General features: G+C 68.1%; 16 protein-coding genes. 9 read left to right on the forward strand and 7 right to left on the reverse strand.

Annotated elements, in window-relative coordinates:
• Positions 1-1,044 (forward strand): MFS transporter (locus tag RT697_RS24775; protein ID WP_313702327.1); only part of this gene is annotated, 1,044 nt, incomplete at its 5' end.
• A 98-nt stretch (positions 1,045-1,142) separates the two neighbouring features.
• Positions 1,143-2,570: an amidase gene (locus RT697_RS24780; protein WP_313702328.1), complete on the forward strand. Its 1,428-nt coding sequence runs from the start codon at positions 1,143-1,145 to the stop codon at positions 2,568-2,570.
• A gap of 140 nt (positions 2,571-2,710) precedes the next feature.
• Here the strand turns inward: RT697_RS24780 and metK are convergent, their stop codons facing one another.
• Positions 2,711-3,874 (reverse strand): methionine adenosyltransferase, encoded by a 1,164-nt coding sequence (metK, locus tag RT697_RS24785; RefSeq protein WP_105241169.1) that lies wholly within the window; start codon positions 3,872-3,874, stop codon positions 2,711-2,713.
• Positions 3,875-4,149: 275 nt separating this feature from the next.
• Here metK and RT697_RS24790 point away from each other — a divergent pair, with 275 nt between their 5' ends.
• The 5 genes from RT697_RS24790 to xerC all read left to right on the forward strand — a co-directional run bounded on the left by RT697_RS24790 (position 4,150) and on the right by xerC (position 8,633).
• Entirely contained in the window at positions 4,150-5,016 is an 867-nt protein-coding gene (locus RT697_RS24790; RefSeq protein ID WP_313702329.1) for a lysophospholipid acyltransferase family protein, read from the forward strand.
• 66 nt (positions 5,017-5,082) lie between these two features.
• On the forward strand, positions 5,083-5,973 hold the full coding sequence (locus RT697_RS24795; RefSeq protein WP_313702330.1) for a lysophospholipid acyltransferase family protein: 891 nt from the start codon (positions 5,083-5,085) through the stop codon (positions 5,971-5,973).
• Positions 5,974-6,003: 30 nt separating this feature from the next.
• The gene (gene dapF / locus RT697_RS24800; protein ID WP_239213520.1) at positions 6,004-6,915 is read left to right on the forward strand and encodes a diaminopimelate epimerase; all 912 of its coding nucleotides are present in this window, start codon (positions 6,004-6,006) and stop codon (positions 6,913-6,915) included.
• Positions 6,916-6,919: 4 nt separating this feature from the next.
• On the forward strand, positions 6,920-7,597 hold the full coding sequence (locus RT697_RS24805) for a DUF484 family protein (protein ID WP_313702331.1): 678 nt from the start codon (positions 6,920-6,922) through the stop codon (positions 7,595-7,597).
• Between the two features lie 28 nt (positions 7,598-7,625).
• Positions 7,626-8,633 (forward strand): tyrosine recombinase XerC, encoded by a 1,008-nt coding sequence (gene xerC / locus RT697_RS24810; protein WP_313702332.1) that lies wholly within the window; start codon positions 7,626-7,628, stop codon positions 8,631-8,633.
• A 61-nt stretch (positions 8,634-8,694) separates the two neighbouring features.
• Here the strand turns inward: xerC and RT697_RS24815 are convergent, their stop codons facing one another.
• From RT697_RS24815 to RT697_RS24840, 6 genes are read right to left on the reverse strand one after another with little or no spacing between them, the layout of a single operon-like run.
• Complete coding sequence (locus tag RT697_RS24815; RefSeq protein WP_313702333.1) at positions 8,695-9,789, reverse strand: nickel/cobalt transporter; 1,095 nt, start codon at positions 9,787-9,789, stop codon at positions 8,695-8,697.
• Entirely contained in the window at positions 9,780-10,463 is a 684-nt protein-coding gene (locus tag RT697_RS24820) for a DUF1007 family protein (protein WP_409517488.1), read from the reverse strand. Before RT697_RS24820 ends, RT697_RS24815 begins: the two co-directional genes overlap by 10 nt.
• Positions 10,424-11,455 (reverse strand): metal ABC transporter substrate-binding protein, encoded by a 1,032-nt coding sequence (locus RT697_RS24825; RefSeq protein WP_313702334.1) that lies wholly within the window; start codon positions 11,453-11,455, stop codon positions 10,424-10,426. The genes RT697_RS24820 and RT697_RS24825 overlap by 40 nt, the downstream gene beginning before the upstream one ends.
• A gap of 21 nt (positions 11,456-11,476) precedes the next feature.
• Entirely contained in the window at positions 11,477-12,343 is an 867-nt protein-coding gene (locus tag RT697_RS24830) for a metal ABC transporter permease (RefSeq protein WP_313702335.1), read from the reverse strand.
• Positions 12,340-13,062: a metal ABC transporter ATP-binding protein gene (locus tag RT697_RS24835; protein ID WP_313702336.1), complete on the reverse strand. Its 723-nt coding sequence runs from the start codon at positions 13,060-13,062 to the stop codon at positions 12,340-12,342. Before RT697_RS24835 ends, RT697_RS24830 begins: the two co-directional genes overlap by 4 nt.
• The gene (locus RT697_RS24840; RefSeq protein ID WP_313702337.1) at positions 13,059-13,229 is read right to left on the reverse strand and encodes a hypothetical protein; all 171 of its coding nucleotides are present in this window, start codon (positions 13,227-13,229) and stop codon (positions 13,059-13,061) included. Before RT697_RS24840 ends, RT697_RS24835 begins: the two co-directional genes overlap by 4 nt.
• 160 nt (positions 13,230-13,389) lie before the next feature.
• On the opposite strand from RT697_RS24840, the gene RT697_RS24845 reads away from it, so the two are divergent.
• Together RT697_RS24845 and RT697_RS24850 are read left to right on the forward strand one after the other, a co-directional pair.
• A complete protein-coding gene (locus RT697_RS24845) occupies positions 13,390-13,893 on the forward strand; it encodes a Fur family transcriptional regulator (protein ID WP_056327248.1) in 504 nt (167 codons plus the stop codon).
• A 428-nt stretch (positions 13,894-14,321) separates the two neighbouring features.
• Positions 14,322-14,694 (forward strand): GTP-binding protein (locus tag RT697_RS24850; RefSeq protein WP_313702338.1); only part of this gene is annotated, 373 nt, incomplete at its 3' end.

Below are 14,694 nucleotides of genomic sequence, written 5' to 3' on the forward strand. Positions count from 1 at the left end.
TCCGACCGCTATGGCCGCAAGGCCGCGCTGGGCCTGACGATCCTGATGATGGCGGGCGGCTCGCTCATCATTGCCATCACGCCCACCTACGCCACCATCGGCATCGCCGCGCCCCTGCTTTTGACCGCCGCGCGTTTGCTGCAAGGCCTGTCGCTGGGCGGAGAGTATGCCTCGGCCACGACCTTCCTGGCGGAAATGGCGCCGCCGAACAAGCGCGGCTTTTATTCCAGCTTCGTCTTCTTCAGCGCCGCCGTCGGCATCCTGGCCGCCTCGGCCGTGGGCTGGATCCTCACCACCGTGCTTTCCAAGGCCGACATGGCCGAGTGGGGCTGGCGCATCCCGTTCATGCTGGGCGCGCTGGGCGGCCTGGCCGGCATGTGGATCCGCCGCGCCATCCCGGAAACCGAAGCCTTCTCGCATGCCAAGAAGGCCGGCGTCGAGAAGCAGCCGCTGCGCACCCTGCTGCGCGACCATCCGCGCGAAGTGCTTCGCATCGTGGGCTTCTCGGTCCTGACGACGTTCGCGTTCTACATCTTCGTGGCCTACGTGCCCACCTACGCCATCCGGCAGGTCGGCGCCGACCCCAAGACCGCCTTCGCGGCCAACACCGTGGCGCTGATCGTGTTCATGCTGGTGCAGCCGCTGTTCGGCATGCTGTCCGATCGCATCGGCCGCAAGCCGCAGCTGATCTTCTTTGCCGCGGGCTATCTGATCTTCTTCTATCCGATCATGACCACGCTCGGGCCGTCGTTCGGATCGATCCTGGCCGTCGAGCTGTTCGGCCTGGTGCTCTACGCGATGTACACCGCGATCGCCCCGGCCATCATGTCGGAGCAGTTTCCCACCAGCGTGCGCGCCGTCGGCATCGGCACGCCGTACAACCTGGTCGTCGCGCTGCTGGGCGGCACCACGCCCTACCTGCTGACCTGGCTGCAAAGCAAGGGCATGGAGCGCTGGTTCTTCTATTACGTGCTGGCGGGCGCCGTGATCACGTTGATCACCTTCATCCGCATGCCTGAGACGAAAGGCCAGGTCCTCAAATAGGCCATCCCCGGTAGGCCGTCCCCCGCTCAGCCATCCCGATCAGATCGCTTTCCGGTCCCGCCGCGGACCGGAAGGCTTTTTCCATTTCGACGAGACCCATGCCCGACCAAGACACCGCTTTGCATTTCCAAGACGCCCGCCAGCTTGCCCACGCCATCCGCGCGCGCAAGATCCGTTCGCGCGAGCTCACCCTGCATTTTCTCGACCGCATCGAGCGCGGCGTGGAACTGGCCGCCTATAGCGTGGTCACGGCCGAGCGCGCGCTGGCGCAGGCCGAGGCGGCAGACCGGCTGCTGGACGCCGGCATCAACTTTGGCCCGCTGCACGGTGTGCCGGTCGCGGTGAAGGACAGCGTGCAGTGGGAAGGCACGCCATGCACCGGCGGCTCGCAGGCGCGTGCCGGCGTCGTCAGCACGGAAACCGCAACTGCGGCGCGCGCGCTGGCGGCGCAGGGCATGGTGATCCTGGGCAAGACGCGCATGACGGAGTTCGCGTTCGGCCTGTCGGGACAGAACCCCACGCAGGGCACCGCCCGCAATCCGTGGGACGCCAAGGTCGCGCGCGCGCCGGGCGGCTCGTCCAGCGGCGCGGGCGTCGCGGTCGCGGCAGGCCTTGCTCCGCTGGCGCTGGGCGGCGACACCGGCGGCTCGGTGCGGGCGCCGGCGGCGTTGCACGGCGTGGTCGGCTGCAAGCCGTCCTCGGGTCTGATCAGCCGCGCCGGCTGCCTGCCGCTGTCCGACACGCTGGACGTGCTGGGCCCGATCACGCGCAGTGTCGGCGACGCGCGCCTCTTGACGCAATTGCTGTCCGCACCGGACGTCGATGACGCCGCCACGCTGGCGCTACCTGCTGCCCGCTTCACCGGCCTGCGTCACGCCACCGCGCGCCAGCCGGGTGCCGTCGCCGTGCTGGCGCCGCAGTCCTGGCCAGCGCCACTGACTGACCAAGCGTTGCAAACCTGGCACGCGGCGCAGGGACGCCTGGCAGAGGCCGGCTACACGCCCACCGCCTGGCACCCGCCCGCGTCGCTGTCGTTTGCGCGCATGGCGGATGACAACTCGCTGGTGCTGGCGTACGAGGCCTTCCGCTATTTCGGCGCGCTGGCCGAGGACCCGGCGCAACCGTTGTGGGATGTCGTCCGCACGCGTATCGCCGCCGGCGGCCGGATCACGCAGGCCAGCTACGAGGCCGCGCTGCTGCGCCGGCAGGCCGACATGGCGGCGTTCGAAGAGGCCATGCAGGGCGTGGACGCCCTGCTCATGCCCGCCAGCGATCAGGCCGCCCAGGCGCTGGACCCCCAGGACACGCGCCACGCCGGACTGGGCAAGCTGCTGCGCCCGGCCAACTTCCTGGGCGCGGCCGCGATCTCGCTGCCCGCCGGCCTGGACGCGGACGGCATGCCCTGCGCCGTGCAACTGCTGGCGCCTGCCGGCGCTGATGCGGCGCTGCTGGACTGCGCGGCGGCGCTGGAAATGGTGCTGTCTCCAACCCCGCTGCACCCGGATCTGTCGACCTGGGGGCTTTAAAGCCGGGCGCGGCTCCGGCCGTGGCTGGGGATTCGCCTGGCCCGCGGGCGCCCGGCCTTGAAGCCGCCCGGATCAGCGGCGGCACAAAACGAAAAAGCGCCCCTCGGGGCGCTTTTCCATGAACCGCGTGGCGGATCGCGTCAGACGGACTTCTTCAGTTCCTGAACCTTGTCCGTGGCTTCCCACGAGAATTCCGGCTCGGAGCGGCCGAAGTGGCCGTACGCGGCGGTCTTCGTGTAGATCGGACGCAGCAGGTCCAGCATGTTCACGATGCCCTTCGGACGCAGGTCGAAGTGCTCGCGCACCAGCTTGGCGATCTGGTCGTCGGGGATGACGCCCGTGCCTTCCGTGTAGACGGTGATGTTGATGGGTTCGGCCACGCCGATGGCGTAGCTGACCTGCACCTGGCACTGGCGCGCCAGACCGGCGGCCACGATGTTCTTGGCGACGTAGCGGGCGGCGTAGGCGGCCGAACGGTCGACCTTGGACGGATCCTTGCCCGAGAACGCGCCGCCGCCGTGGGGGCAAGCGCCACCGTAGGTGTCGACGATGATCTTGCGGCCGGTCAGGCCGCAATCGCCTTGCGGGCCGCCGATGACGAAGCGGCCGGTCGGGTTGACCAGGAACTTGGTCTTGGGCGTGATCAGGCCTTCGGGGAAGCTGGGCTTGATGATGTCTTCGATGACCGCTTCGCGGATGGTCTCTTGCGAGACTTCCGGCGCGTGCTGGGTCGACAGCACCACGGTGTCGACTTCGGCGGGACGGCCGTCGACGTAGCGGAACGTGACCTGCGACTTGGCGTCCGGACGCAGCCAGCCCAGGCGGCCGTCCTTGCGCAGTTCGCTCTGGCGCTGCACCAGGCGGTGCGCGTACCAGATCGGGGCAGGCATCAGGTCGGGGGTTTCGTCGCAGGCGTAGCCGAACATCAGGCCTTGGTCGCCGGCGCCCTGGTTCAGGTAGTCTTCCGAGCTGCGGTCCACGCCCTGCGCGATGTCGGGCGACTGCTTGTCGTAGGCGACGAGCACCGCGCAACCCTTGTAGTCGATGCCGTATTCGGTGTTGTCGTAACCGATGCGGCGGATCGTGTCGCGCGCGACCTGGATGTAGTCGACGTTGGCGGTGGTGGTGATTTCGCCAGCCAGCACGACCAGGCCCGTGTTGCACAGCGTTTCCGCTGCAACGCGCGCGTTCGGATCTTGCGTGAAGATGGCGTCGAGGATCGAATCGGAGATCTGATCGGCAACCTTGTCGGGGTGCCCTTCGGAGACGGATTCGGAAGTGAAGAGAAAATCGTTGTTGGCCACAGATGCGTCCTTAGTGTCCGGTCTTGCCGGCGCATAGGTTCTTGAGACGCGTAGCACCCCGGTCTGCACTGCAATGCCAACTGGGCGCGACGCTTTAGCGGATTTGGCGCGGGCCGCGCGAAGCGCAGTACCCTTGCCGTCGCCCCGCAAGTTGTCGGTTAACTCGGCGACTGGGCGGATTTTAAGCGAAAATGCCGTTCTTATGCTTGCGCCCGGGGTGTATCCATATGCTCCGAGCAGCGGCAATACCCTGCCCGTTTTCATCCTTTTGACGAATGCTGCTGCCCCTGTTCCGAATTTTTGCCGCCCTGCCGCTCCCCGTCGCGCATGCGATCGGACGGTTCGCAGGACGCGCCGTCTACGCCTTGCCGGGCAAGTACCGGCGGCGCCTGCAGGCCAATGCGGCGCAGGCCGGCTATCCCGGCGCGGCGTTCGCGCGGCGCGCGGCGGCCGAAGCCGGCGCGATGATCCTCGAGAATCCCCGGGTCTGGTTCCGCAACCAGGAAAGCCTAGCGCAGGTGGTCTCCGACGATGACGACGTGGTCGCCGCCGCTCGCGCCGAAAACCGCGGCATCCTGTTTCTGACGCCGCATCTGGGCTGCTTCGAGATCACCGCACGCTATCTGGCCCGCCAGATGCCCATGACGGTGATGTTCCGCCCCCCGCGCAAGGAAGCGCTGGCCCCCTTGCTGGAAACGGCGCGCAACAGCTCGGCCGTCAACGCGGTGCCCGCCAACATGCAGGGCGTGCGGGAATTCGTGCGCGCGCTGCGCCGCGGCGAATCCGTCGGCATGCTCCCCGACCAGGCGCCCAGCGTGGGCGACGGCGTGTGGGTGCCGTTCTTCGGGCGCCTGGCCTACACCATGACGCTGCCCGGCAAGCTTGCATCGCAGACCAACGTCCCCATCATCCTCACGGCCGGCGAACGCCTGCCCAAGGGCCGCGGCTGGCGCATCCACTACGTGCGCGTGCCCGAGCCGCTGCCCGCCGAGCCCGAGGCGCAGGCCGCCCTCATCAACGCCGCGATGGAAACGCTGATCCGCCGCTGCCCCGACCAGTACCTCTGGAGCTACAACCGCTACAAGACCCCGCGCGGCGCCACCCCGGCGCCCGACGCCGAACCGGCGCCCCCGGCCGCTTGACTGGTTTGACCCATTTGACCCGCTTGCCCCCATGCCGCTCCCGCCGCCCGGTCTCATTCCACATCCATGAACGATAGAAAAACGCGCACGCTGGTCACCCTGCTGAAATGGTTCGGCCGCATCAAGCCGTCGACGCGCCTGCGCATCGGCGCCGTCCTGGGCTGGCTGGCGCCGCGGCTGGCCAGGTCGCGCGCGCACATCGTGCGGCGCAACCTCGAACTGAGCTTTCCCGATCAGCCGGAGGCCGTGCGCGAACAATGGGTGGCCGATCACTTCCGGGCGCTGGCGCAATCCATCGTCGACCGCGGCGTGCTGTGGTACGGCACGCCCGATGCCATCAAGGACATGGTCACGCAGACCGGCGCCGACCGCATCAACGCGCTGACGGCCGAGGGCCGCTCGGTCATCCTGCTTGCACCGCACTTCATCGCGCTGGACGCCGCCGCCACCCGTCTCACCATGGAAGTGCCCAGCGCCGCCACCATGTACACGCCGCAAAGCGACCCGCACATCGACGCCGTCGTGGCCGCCGGGCGGGCGCGCTTCAACGAAGTGTTCCTGGTCAGCCGCAAGGATGGCGTGCGCGATCTGATCCGGCACCTGCGCGCCCCACGCCCCGTCTACTACCTGCCCGACATGGACTTCGGCCGGCAGGGCTCGGTCTTCGTGCCGTTCTTCGGCGTGCCGGCCGCCACGCTGGTCGCCACGGCGCAGCTCGCCCAGAAATGGAACGCCGCCGTCCTGCCGATCGTGGGGTTCTGGAATCCGGACACCGGCAAATACCACGTCGACGTGCTGCCGCCGCTCGAAGACTTTCCGGGCAATGACACGCTGGAAGCGGCCACCGCCCGCCTGAACCGCGAGCTCGAAACCTGGGTGCGCCGCTGCCCCAGCCAGTATTACTGGGTCCACCGGCGCTTCAAGACGCGTCCCGAAGGCGAACCCAAGCTGTACTGAACCGCGGCGCGCACTCGCCGCACCGCGAGAATGGGGGATAATCCGCAGATGAACTGGAACTTCACCAAAATGCACGGCGCGGGCAACGATTTCGTTGTGCTCGACGGGGTCCGCCAGACCATCGAGATGACGCCCGAACGCGCGCGCGCCCTCGGCGACCGCCACTTCGGCGTCGGCGCCGATCAGATCCTGCTGGTCGAACGCGCCACCCGGCCGGACGCCGACTTCCGCTATCGCATTTTCAATTCCGACGGCTCCGAGGTCGAACACTGCGGCAACGGCGCCCGCTGCTTCGTGCGCTTCGTGCACGAGCAAGGCTTGTCCGACCGCAATCCGCTGCGCGCCGAAATCGCCACGGGCATCCTCGTCCTGGACGAAGGCGACGACGAGCAGGTCACCGTGGAAATGGGCAGCACCCGCTTCGATCCCGCCGCGCTGCCCTTCGACACCGCCGGCCTGCCTTCCGTCACGCAGGGCCAGGACACCCTCTGGGAACTGGACCTCGACGCCCCCGCCGGATTTCCCCGCACGGTCGCCCTGTCGGCCGTGGCCATCAGCAATCCGCACGCCGTGCAGGTCGTCGACAACGTCGACACCGCGCCCGTCGCCGTGCTGGGCCCGCTGATCGAAACCCATCCGCGCTTTGCGCGCCGCGTCAACGCCGGCTTCATGCAGGTCGTCGACCGCAACAACATCCGCCTGCGCGTCTTCGAGCGCGGTGTCGGCGAAACGCTGGCCTGCGGCACGGGCGCCTGCGCCGCGGTCGCGGCCGGCATCCGCCGCGGCCTGCTCGATTCGCCCGTGCGCGTGCAAGCGCTCGGCGGCGTGCTGACCGTCGCCTGGAACGGCGAACAACTCCGCATGACCGGCCCGGCCGAATCCGTCTTCACGGGCCAGGTCGACATCGACAAGCTCGTCTTTTCCATGGCGCTGAACCGATAACTCTATGACCGATACCGCTTTCACCGCCCAGGACATCGCAAACTTCCTGCAAGAGAACCCCGGCTTCTTCGACGAACACGCCGAAGTGTTCGCCACGCTGCAGGTGCCGCATCCGCACGGCTCGCGCGCCATCTCGCTGGGCGAACGCCAGATCCTCACGCTGCGCGAACGCACCCGCGAACTCGAATGGCGCCTGAACGAGCTGGTCCGCAACGCCACCGCCAACGAAACCATCGGTTCGCACGTGGCCAAGTGGTGCTGCCGCCTGCTGTCCGAATGCGACCCCCAACTGGTGCCCGGCGAAATCGCGCTAGGCCTGGCCGAACAGTTCGAACTGAACCACGTGGCGCTGCGCCTGTGGAACCTGTCCGAATTGCCCGGCCAAGGCTACGGCGAACCCGTATCCGAAGACGTGCGCACCTTCACCGATAGCCTGAAAACCCCGTATGTCGGCACCGACACCGCATTCGAAGCGGTGGCCTGGCTGGACGCCAAGCCCAAGTCGCTGGCGCTGGTGCCCCTGCGCCTCGAAGCCGACGGCGCCGCGGTGGGCTTGCTGGTGCTGGGTTCCGACGACCCCGAACGTTTCACGCCTGAAATGGGCACGACGTTTCTTGAATCCGTCGGCCAACTGGCGTCGGCGGCGTTGCACCGATTGAATCCCGCCTCGCCCAAGGCGTAAGGCTGCCGGGGCGGACAAGGACAACGCGATGCGGAAAGCCGAGCAAAACGCGGAGCAAGAAGCCAAGCAAGCCAACAATCCGCCCCCGCTGCCGGATCCGATGCGCGCCTGGCTGCGCCATCTGGAGACCAACCGCCGGTACTCGCCCCATACGCTGGACGGCTACCGGCGCGAACTGCAATTCCTGCGCGAACTGGCCGGCAAGGCCGGTCTACCCCTAGACAAGCTCGGCAACGGCCACATCCGGCAGTTCGTCGCGCGCCTGCACGCGCAGGGCCGCGGCCCGCGCAGCCTGGCCCGCACGCTGGCGGCATGGCGCGGCTTCTATCAATGGTGGGCGCCGGCCGTCGAACTGGCCGGCAATCCCGTCGCGGGCGTACGCGCTCCCAAGGCGCCCCGTGGCCTGCCCAAGGCCTTGTCGGTCGAGCAGACGCAGGCATTGCTGGACAGCGCGCCGGCACAGGTCGCCACCGAACCGGCCGCGTTGCGCGACCAGGCCATGTTCGAGCTGCTGTATTCCAGCGGACTGCGGCTGTCGGAACTGGTGGGACTGGACCTGCGCTACGAGCGCACCGCCGATTACGAGTCGCGCGGCTGGCTGAATCTGGATGATGCCGAAGTCGTGGTGCTGGGCAAGGGCGGCAAGCGCCGCTCGGTGCCGGTCGGTCAGCAGGCCCTGGCCGCGCTGCGCAAGTGGATCGAGGTGCGTCCGCAGCTTGCGCTGCCCTCGCCGCCGCCCGCAGACGCGGCCGCGCTGTTCCTGGGCGCGCGCGGACGCCGCATTTCGCCGCGCGTGGTGCAGTTGCAGCTTGCGCGCATCGCGCAGACGGCCGGCGTGCCCACGCATGTGCATCCCCACGTGCTGCGCCACAGTTTCGCCAGCCACGTCCTGCAATCCGCGCAAGACCTGCGCGCCGTGCAGGAGATGCTGGGCCACGCCAATATCTCGACCACGCAGATCTACACGCGCCTGGATTTCCAGCATCTGGCCAAGGCCTACGATCAGGCGCATCCTCGCGCCGGGCGCAAGTCCTGATCATTTTTGACGCGGAGGCCGTGCCGCCTGACCAAACGCCCGGTCCGCACGCGAATACCGCCTATCCGCCCGCGGCCAACATGCCGCCCAGCAGCATCACGCCCAGCAGCAACACCGCAATCGCGGCCAGCGCCTCGACCGCATAGCGCAGCCGCGCCGCGCCAGCGCCGGACAGGCGGCTGCCCAGACGCGTCGCGGCGCTCCCGGCCGCAACAGCCAGGCAAGCCAATGCCGCCACGGTCAGCCCCGTGCCCAACCCCATCGCCAGCGCCGATGCGACGCCGGCAAGAAAGAAATTCTGCGACAACGCGAACACCAGCACGATCAACGCGCCGCTGCAGGGCCGCAGGCCAACCGCGAAAATCGCCGACCACGCGCGGCGCCAGTTCATCGGACCGGCGACCTGTTCCGGCGCGGGTACGTGCGCGTGTCCGCAACCGCAGTCGTGGTCGTGGTGATGATCGCGATCGTGGTGATGCGCGTGGACCTGAACCGGCGGATTGCCGTGCGCATGTTCGTGATCGTGCCGGTGCCCGTGTGCGTGCTCGTGCCCGTGCGCCGGCATATCCGCATGGTCATGCGCGGCATGTTCACGCGCCCCAGCCCGCCGCAGCAGCGGCCTCACCGCCTTGACCCACACCAGCCACAATCCCAACAGCGTCACCAGCGCATACGACGCCAGCTCCAGCCAGCGCGTCGCCTCGTTCATCGTCGCCGCCGTCGCGTTGAACACCAGTGCCAGCACCGCCACCATCACGATCGCCACCAGCGCCTGGATCAGCGAGGACGCCAACGCAAGCAGCGCGCCATTGCGCGCGGTCTGGCGATTGGCCACGACATACGACGAAATCACCGCCTTGCCGTGGCCCGGTCCCAGCGCATGAAAGACGCCGTAGGCAAACGACAGGCCGATCAACGCCCACGCCGCGCCGCCGTCCGCCTGCCAGGCACGCACCGCGCCCGTCAGCTGCCGGTAAAAATGCGATTGCCAGACGGATACGCTGCCAAAAAAGCTGGACAGCCAGCCGGGACCGCCAAGGCCGCTCCCGCTTTCCGGCACGCCAAAGGGATGCGCGCCCTGCGCCGCTGCCACCGACAGCCCGCCGAGCATCAGCAGGACGACGGCCAGCGCGCGCGCCCACAGGCCTACGGGCATCGCACCTCGATACGATGCGTGAGTCCCTTGGTGATGGCGAACAGTTCGTCCGGCAAGGCGTCCGGATCGGCCGGGATCGCGGCCAGTTGCTGCATGGTTTTCCAATCCAGTTCCTTGGGCTTGCGGTAATCCGCCTTGCAGGCCGCGCCTTGCGGTCCGCCGAGCGACACTGCGCCCTTCTCTTCAAATGCGTAGGCCACGAAATAGGTGGGGTCGTAGATGTCCACTTGCGCGCCGCCCGCGCCCGGCGCGACGGGGTTGGCCAGCGGCAACGTGAAGGACAGCGTCAGCCGAGTGGTCTTGGGGTTCCAGTCGACGCGGGCATCGCGCGGGGCGGCGAAAGCCGCGCTCTTGCCGTCGACCGTGACCCGCGTGAAGTAATGCGAGATCGGCTCGCCCAGCGCCTTCATCCAATCCTGCGCCATGCCTTTGAGCGTGTCGGCGGGCAGCGACCCGTCCTTGCCCTTTTTCAGGCCCTGCGTCGCGTACGCGCCGAACATCTCGTCGAACCGCCACACCTGCCGCACGGCGGTGATGCGCTGCTCGGCATCGACGTCGATCTGCGCACGCGCATCGATCCACATATGCGGGTGCGCGCTGGCGGCGCCCGCCGCCAGCAGCGCCGCCACGGCGCTCAGGGTTGCAAGGCCGCGGCAAGCTGGCGTGCGTTCCATTCAAACATTTCCAGGTAGGTGGCGCCCGGCTGTCCAGGCTTGGACAGGGCATCGGAGTAGAGCGTACCACCCACCTTTGCGCCGGTCTCGCGCGCGATCTGCTGGACCAGTTTCGGGCTGCTGATGTTCTCGACAAACACCGCCGGCACCTTGTCGCGCCTCACCTGTTCGATGATCGCGGCCACCTCGCGCGCGGACGGCTCGGCGTCCGTCGACACGCCCATCGCGGGGATGAACGTCACGCCGTAGGCATCGCCGAAATAGCCGAACGCATCGTGCGAGGTGACGACCTTGCGGCGGTCGGCGCCGATGGCGGCAAAGGTCTTGCGCAGGCTGGCGTCCAGCGCCTGCAGCTTGGCGATGTAGGCGTCGGCGCGCTGGCGGTAGGCCTGCGCATGGGCGGGATCCGCGGCGGCCAGGCCGTCGGCCACGTTGCGCGCGTAGATCACGCCGTTCGCCAGGCTCTGCCAGGCATGCGGGTCGGCGTCGCCATGGTGATGGTGATGACCGGACTTGTGGTCATGGTCATGGTCGTGATCATCATGGGCGTGCTTGTGATCGTGACCGTCCTTGTGGTCATGATCGTGGTCGTCCTTGTGATCGTGGTCATGCCCGTCGCCATGTCCCGCGAACTTGCGCGGCGTCACGCCCTTGGACGCCGTCACCGTCTGTCCGGCAAACCCGGACGCCTTCGTCAGCTTGGGCAGCCAGGTCTCGAAATCCAGGCCGTTCACCACCAGCACGCGCGCGTCGGCCAGCTTCCTTGCGTCGCTGGGCGTGGGTTCGTAGCCGTGCGCGTCGCCGTCGGGCCCGACCAGCGTCGTCAGGCTGATGTCGGCGCCGCCCACTTCCCGCACGATGTCGCCGAGGATGGAAAAGCTGGCCACCACCTTCAACGGCTCGGCCGCCTGCGCGGTTCCCAGAACGGCCGACAGGCAGACGCCCGCCATGGCCAGCAGTGCGCGGCGGCGCGCCGGCAGAATCGAACGCATGGTCAATCTCCTTATGAAGTCTCAGGCAGGGCGCACGCGGCGCGTTGCCCGCAGCAGCCCGCCTTGCGGGCCGCTCACGATGGAAAACAGATAGCAGGCGCCGGCCGCCAGGATGATCGCGGGCGAGGCCGGCACGTCGAAGTGATAGGAGACCAGCAGCCCGGCCACCGAAGACGCCACGCCGATCGCCGCCGACAGCGGAATCTGGCGGGCCGCGCTGCGCACCCAGAACCGCGCCGCGGCGGCCGGCAGCATCATGATGCCCACCACCATCAGCGTGCCCAGCACCTGAAATCCCGCCACCAGATTCACCACGACCAGCACCAGAAAACCCATGTGCACCACGCCGCCCATCCCGCCGCTGGCGCGCAGGAATCCCGGGTCCTGGCATTCGGCGACCAGCAGCCGGTAGATGGCCGCCAGCACAAGCAGGGTCACGCTGGCCGTGGCGGTCACGAGCAGCAATGCCGCGTCGTCCAGACCCAGCACCGTGCCGAACAGCACATGCAGCAGATCCATGTTGGAGCCGCGCAGCGACACCAGCAGTACGCCCAGGCCCAGCGATATCAGGTAGAAGGCCGCAAAGCTCGCGTCTTCGCGCAGCGGCGTCAGTCGCGCCACCAGCCCGGCCAGCAATGCCACGGCCAGGCCGGTCGCGATGCCGCCGAGCATCATCGCGCCGAGCGACAGGCCCGCCATCAGAAAGCCGACGGCCACACCCGGCAGGATGGCGTGCGACATCGCATCGCCCATCAGGCTCATGCGCCGCAGCACCAGAAAGACGCCCAAGGGCGCCGCGCCCAGCGACAGCGCGCAGGCCCCGGCCAGCGCGCGCCGCATGAAGCCGTAGTCAAGAAACGGCGACACCACCCAATCCACGAGCGTCATGCCCAAGCCCCCGCGTGGCGTTGGCGCGCCGCCTTCAGATGCGCCTCGCTCAACGCCGTGGCCGTGTCGCCCCAGGCCACGACTGAGCCGGACAGCAGCAGGCTTTCCGGAAAATGATCGCGCACCAGATCCAGGTCGTGCAGCACCGCAATCACCGTGCGGCCTTGTCCATGCAGGCCGCACAACAGCGCCATCAGCTCCTCGGCCGTGTGGCTGTCCACGGCGGCGAAGGGTTCGTCCAGCAGCAGCACCGGCGCGTCCTGCACCAGCATCCGCGCAAACAGGGCGCGCTGCATCTGTCCGCCCGACAACGTATCCACGCCGCGGCCGGCGCAATCGGCCAGACCCACGGTTTCCAGGGCGTGCATGCAGCGGTCCAGCTCGTCGTTGCCGAACGCGCGCCATGCCCCGACCCGGCGCCATGCCCCCATCGCCGCCAGGTCCAGCACCGTCGTCGGAAACGACCGGTCCAGTTCCGCCGCCTGGGGCAGCCACGCCAGCGCCGAACGTCCGGCGCCCTGGATGCGCACGCTGCCGGTCATCGGACGCAGCACGCCCATGATGCCCTTGATGAGCGTCGATTTGCCCGCGCCGTTGGGTCCGACCACGGCCGTCATGCCGCCCGGCGCGAAGCTGCCCGAGACCGCACGCAACGCCGCGCGTCCATGCCAGCCGAACGATGCGTCCGCCAGCTCGACCGTGATGGGCGCCGCGTTCATCGCGGCCACCAGTCCAGCGCCCAACCGGTCAGCGCCCACAGCACGATGCCGGCGGCGAGGGCATACGCCATGCGGCGCCAGGCGGAAGCAAGAAACGCGGATCGGGAAGGCGCGCCCCGGCCGGGCGCGGCGCCGGGCCGCGGGGGCAGGAGCGTGAAATGGGACATGGCGGGCAACAACGGAAATCGGCAGTGATTTTTTATTATGTTATATCATAACTAAACCATGACGGCTTCAAGGCCGGTTCCCGCACGCGGGGGTTTTCTGCTACCTTCCAGGCATCTCGCGCGCGCGTCGCGCGCGCTCCCCATTCAGATAAAGCCCGCCATGTCCGCTCCGTCCCGTCCACCCCGCAACGACAGCGTTGGCGCTCAGCTCAGCGTCGCCGAAACGCTGTGCGCGCAGCGTGGACGCCGTCTTACTCCCATCCGCCGCAAGGTCCTCGAGCTGCTGCTGCGCCATGGCCGCAGCCTGAAGGCCTACGAGCTGCTGGACGCCATGCGCGCCGTCCATCCGGGCGCCGCGCCCCCCACGGTGTACCGCGCCCTGGACTTCCTGATGGACGAAGGCCTGATTCACCGCCTGGACGCCGTCAACGCCTGGAGCGCCTGCCACGACGCCGGCGGCGCGCCGCATGACCTGCTCGTCGTCTGTACCGGTTGCGGCGCCGTCGCCGAAGTCTCCGATCCGGCCATGAGCCGCCAGCTGGCCGAACGCGTCGCCCAGACAGGCTATGCCCTGGCCACGCACGAAACCGAAATCCGCGCGCTGTGCCCGCAGTGCCAGAAGACCCAGCCGGCCGACGCGGGTCATCACCACCATCACCACTGATTGGGGGACTTCCCCCTGAGGCGATTCATCCATTGGATGCGCCTCATCCTTGGACGGGCGTCATCTCCCGGTGCAGTTAATCCCTCGATGAGCCCCATCTCAAGCGGCAACTCATCCTTAGGATGCGCCCCACCGGCCGCCCCATTTAAAGCCCGCCTGGTCCCGCGCCGCCGGCGCACCCTTGAATTCGGGCAAACCGCCCCAAAATAGAGGTATCGCCCGATACTTGACGGCGATCGGCTGCCATCTGGCGGCCATGGCCCCCCGGGTTGGCCCGGGGTTTGCCCCCTGCCCCCGACTGTGCTGTAATCCTGCGTCCGGCCGCTATCGGTGGCTCTCGCAGCCTGTGGCAGACATCAATCGGCAGGGACTGAAAACCCCGTCAGGCGCTGTGTTTCGCGCCCTGACATCACGCTAGCAGCTTCGCCATGAACACCCCGCGCAGTTTGGACAAAATGGTTCCCGTCACCATCCTCACCGGCTTCCTCGGTGCGGGCAAGACCACCCTGCTCAAACGCATCCTGACCGAATTCCATGGCCGCCGTGTCGCCGTCATCGAAAACGAGTTCGGACCCGAAAGCATCGACAACGACCTGCTGGTGCAGGACAGCGACGAAGAAATCATCGAGCTGTCCAACGGTTGCGTCTGCTGCACGGTGCGCGGCGACCTGATGCGCACCCTGTCCGAGCTGCGTGCCAAGCGCGAAGCCGGCGAACTGACTTTCGAGCGCGTCATCCTCGAAACCACCGGCATGGCCAACCCCGGCCCCGTGTGCCAGACGTTCTTCATGGATGACGACA

Source organism: Achromobacter sp., assembly GCF_032113835.1.
In the GTDB taxonomy this organism is placed as follows: Bacteria; Pseudomonadota; Gammaproteobacteria; order Burkholderiales; family Burkholderiaceae_B; genus Achromobacter.

Coding starts and splice junctions, on each gene's coding strand:
- RT697_RS24840 (WP_313702337.1), bottom strand. CDS start 13,229: ATGTCCCATTTCACGCTCCTGCCCCCGCGGCCCGGCGCCGCGCCCGGC.
- RT697_RS24835 (WP_313702336.1), bottom strand. CDS start 13,062: ATGAACGCGGCGCCCATCACGGTCGAGCTGGCGGACGCATCGTTCGGC.
- RT697_RS24830 (WP_313702335.1), bottom strand. CDS start 12,343: ATGACGCTCGTGGATTGGGTGGTGTCGCCGTTTCTTGACTACGGCTTC.
- xerC (WP_313702332.1), top strand. CDS start 7,626: ATGCGGAAAGCCGAGCAAAACGCGGAGCAAGAAGCCAAGCAAGCCAAC.
- RT697_RS24805 (WP_313702331.1), top strand. CDS start 6,920: ATGACCGATACCGCTTTCACCGCCCAGGACATCGCAAACTTCCTGCAA.
- RT697_RS24815 (WP_313702333.1), bottom strand. CDS start 9,789: ATGCCCGTAGGCCTGTGGGCGCGCGCGCTGGCCGTCGTCCTGCTGATG.
- dapF (WP_239213520.1), top strand. CDS start 6,004: ATGGGGGATAATCCGCAGATGAACTGGAACTTCACCAAAATGCACGGC.
- RT697_RS24780 (WP_313702328.1), top strand. CDS start 1,143: ATGCCCGACCAAGACACCGCTTTGCATTTCCAAGACGCCCGCCAGCTT.
- RT697_RS24790 (WP_313702329.1), top strand. CDS start 4,150: ATGCTGCTGCCCCTGTTCCGAATTTTTGCCGCCCTGCCGCTCCCCGTC.
- RT697_RS24795 (WP_313702330.1), top strand. CDS start 5,083: ATGAACGATAGAAAAACGCGCACGCTGGTCACCCTGCTGAAATGGTTC.
- RT697_RS24825 (WP_313702334.1), bottom strand. CDS start 11,455: ATGCGTTCGATTCTGCCGGCGCGCCGCCGCGCACTGCTGGCCATGGCG.
- RT697_RS24820 (WP_409517488.1), bottom strand. CDS start 10,463: ATGGAACGCACGCCAGCTTGCCGCGGCCTTGCAACCCTGAGCGCCGTG.
- RT697_RS24845 (WP_056327248.1), top strand. CDS start 13,390: ATGTCCGCTCCGTCCCGTCCACCCCGCAACGACAGCGTTGGCGCTCAG.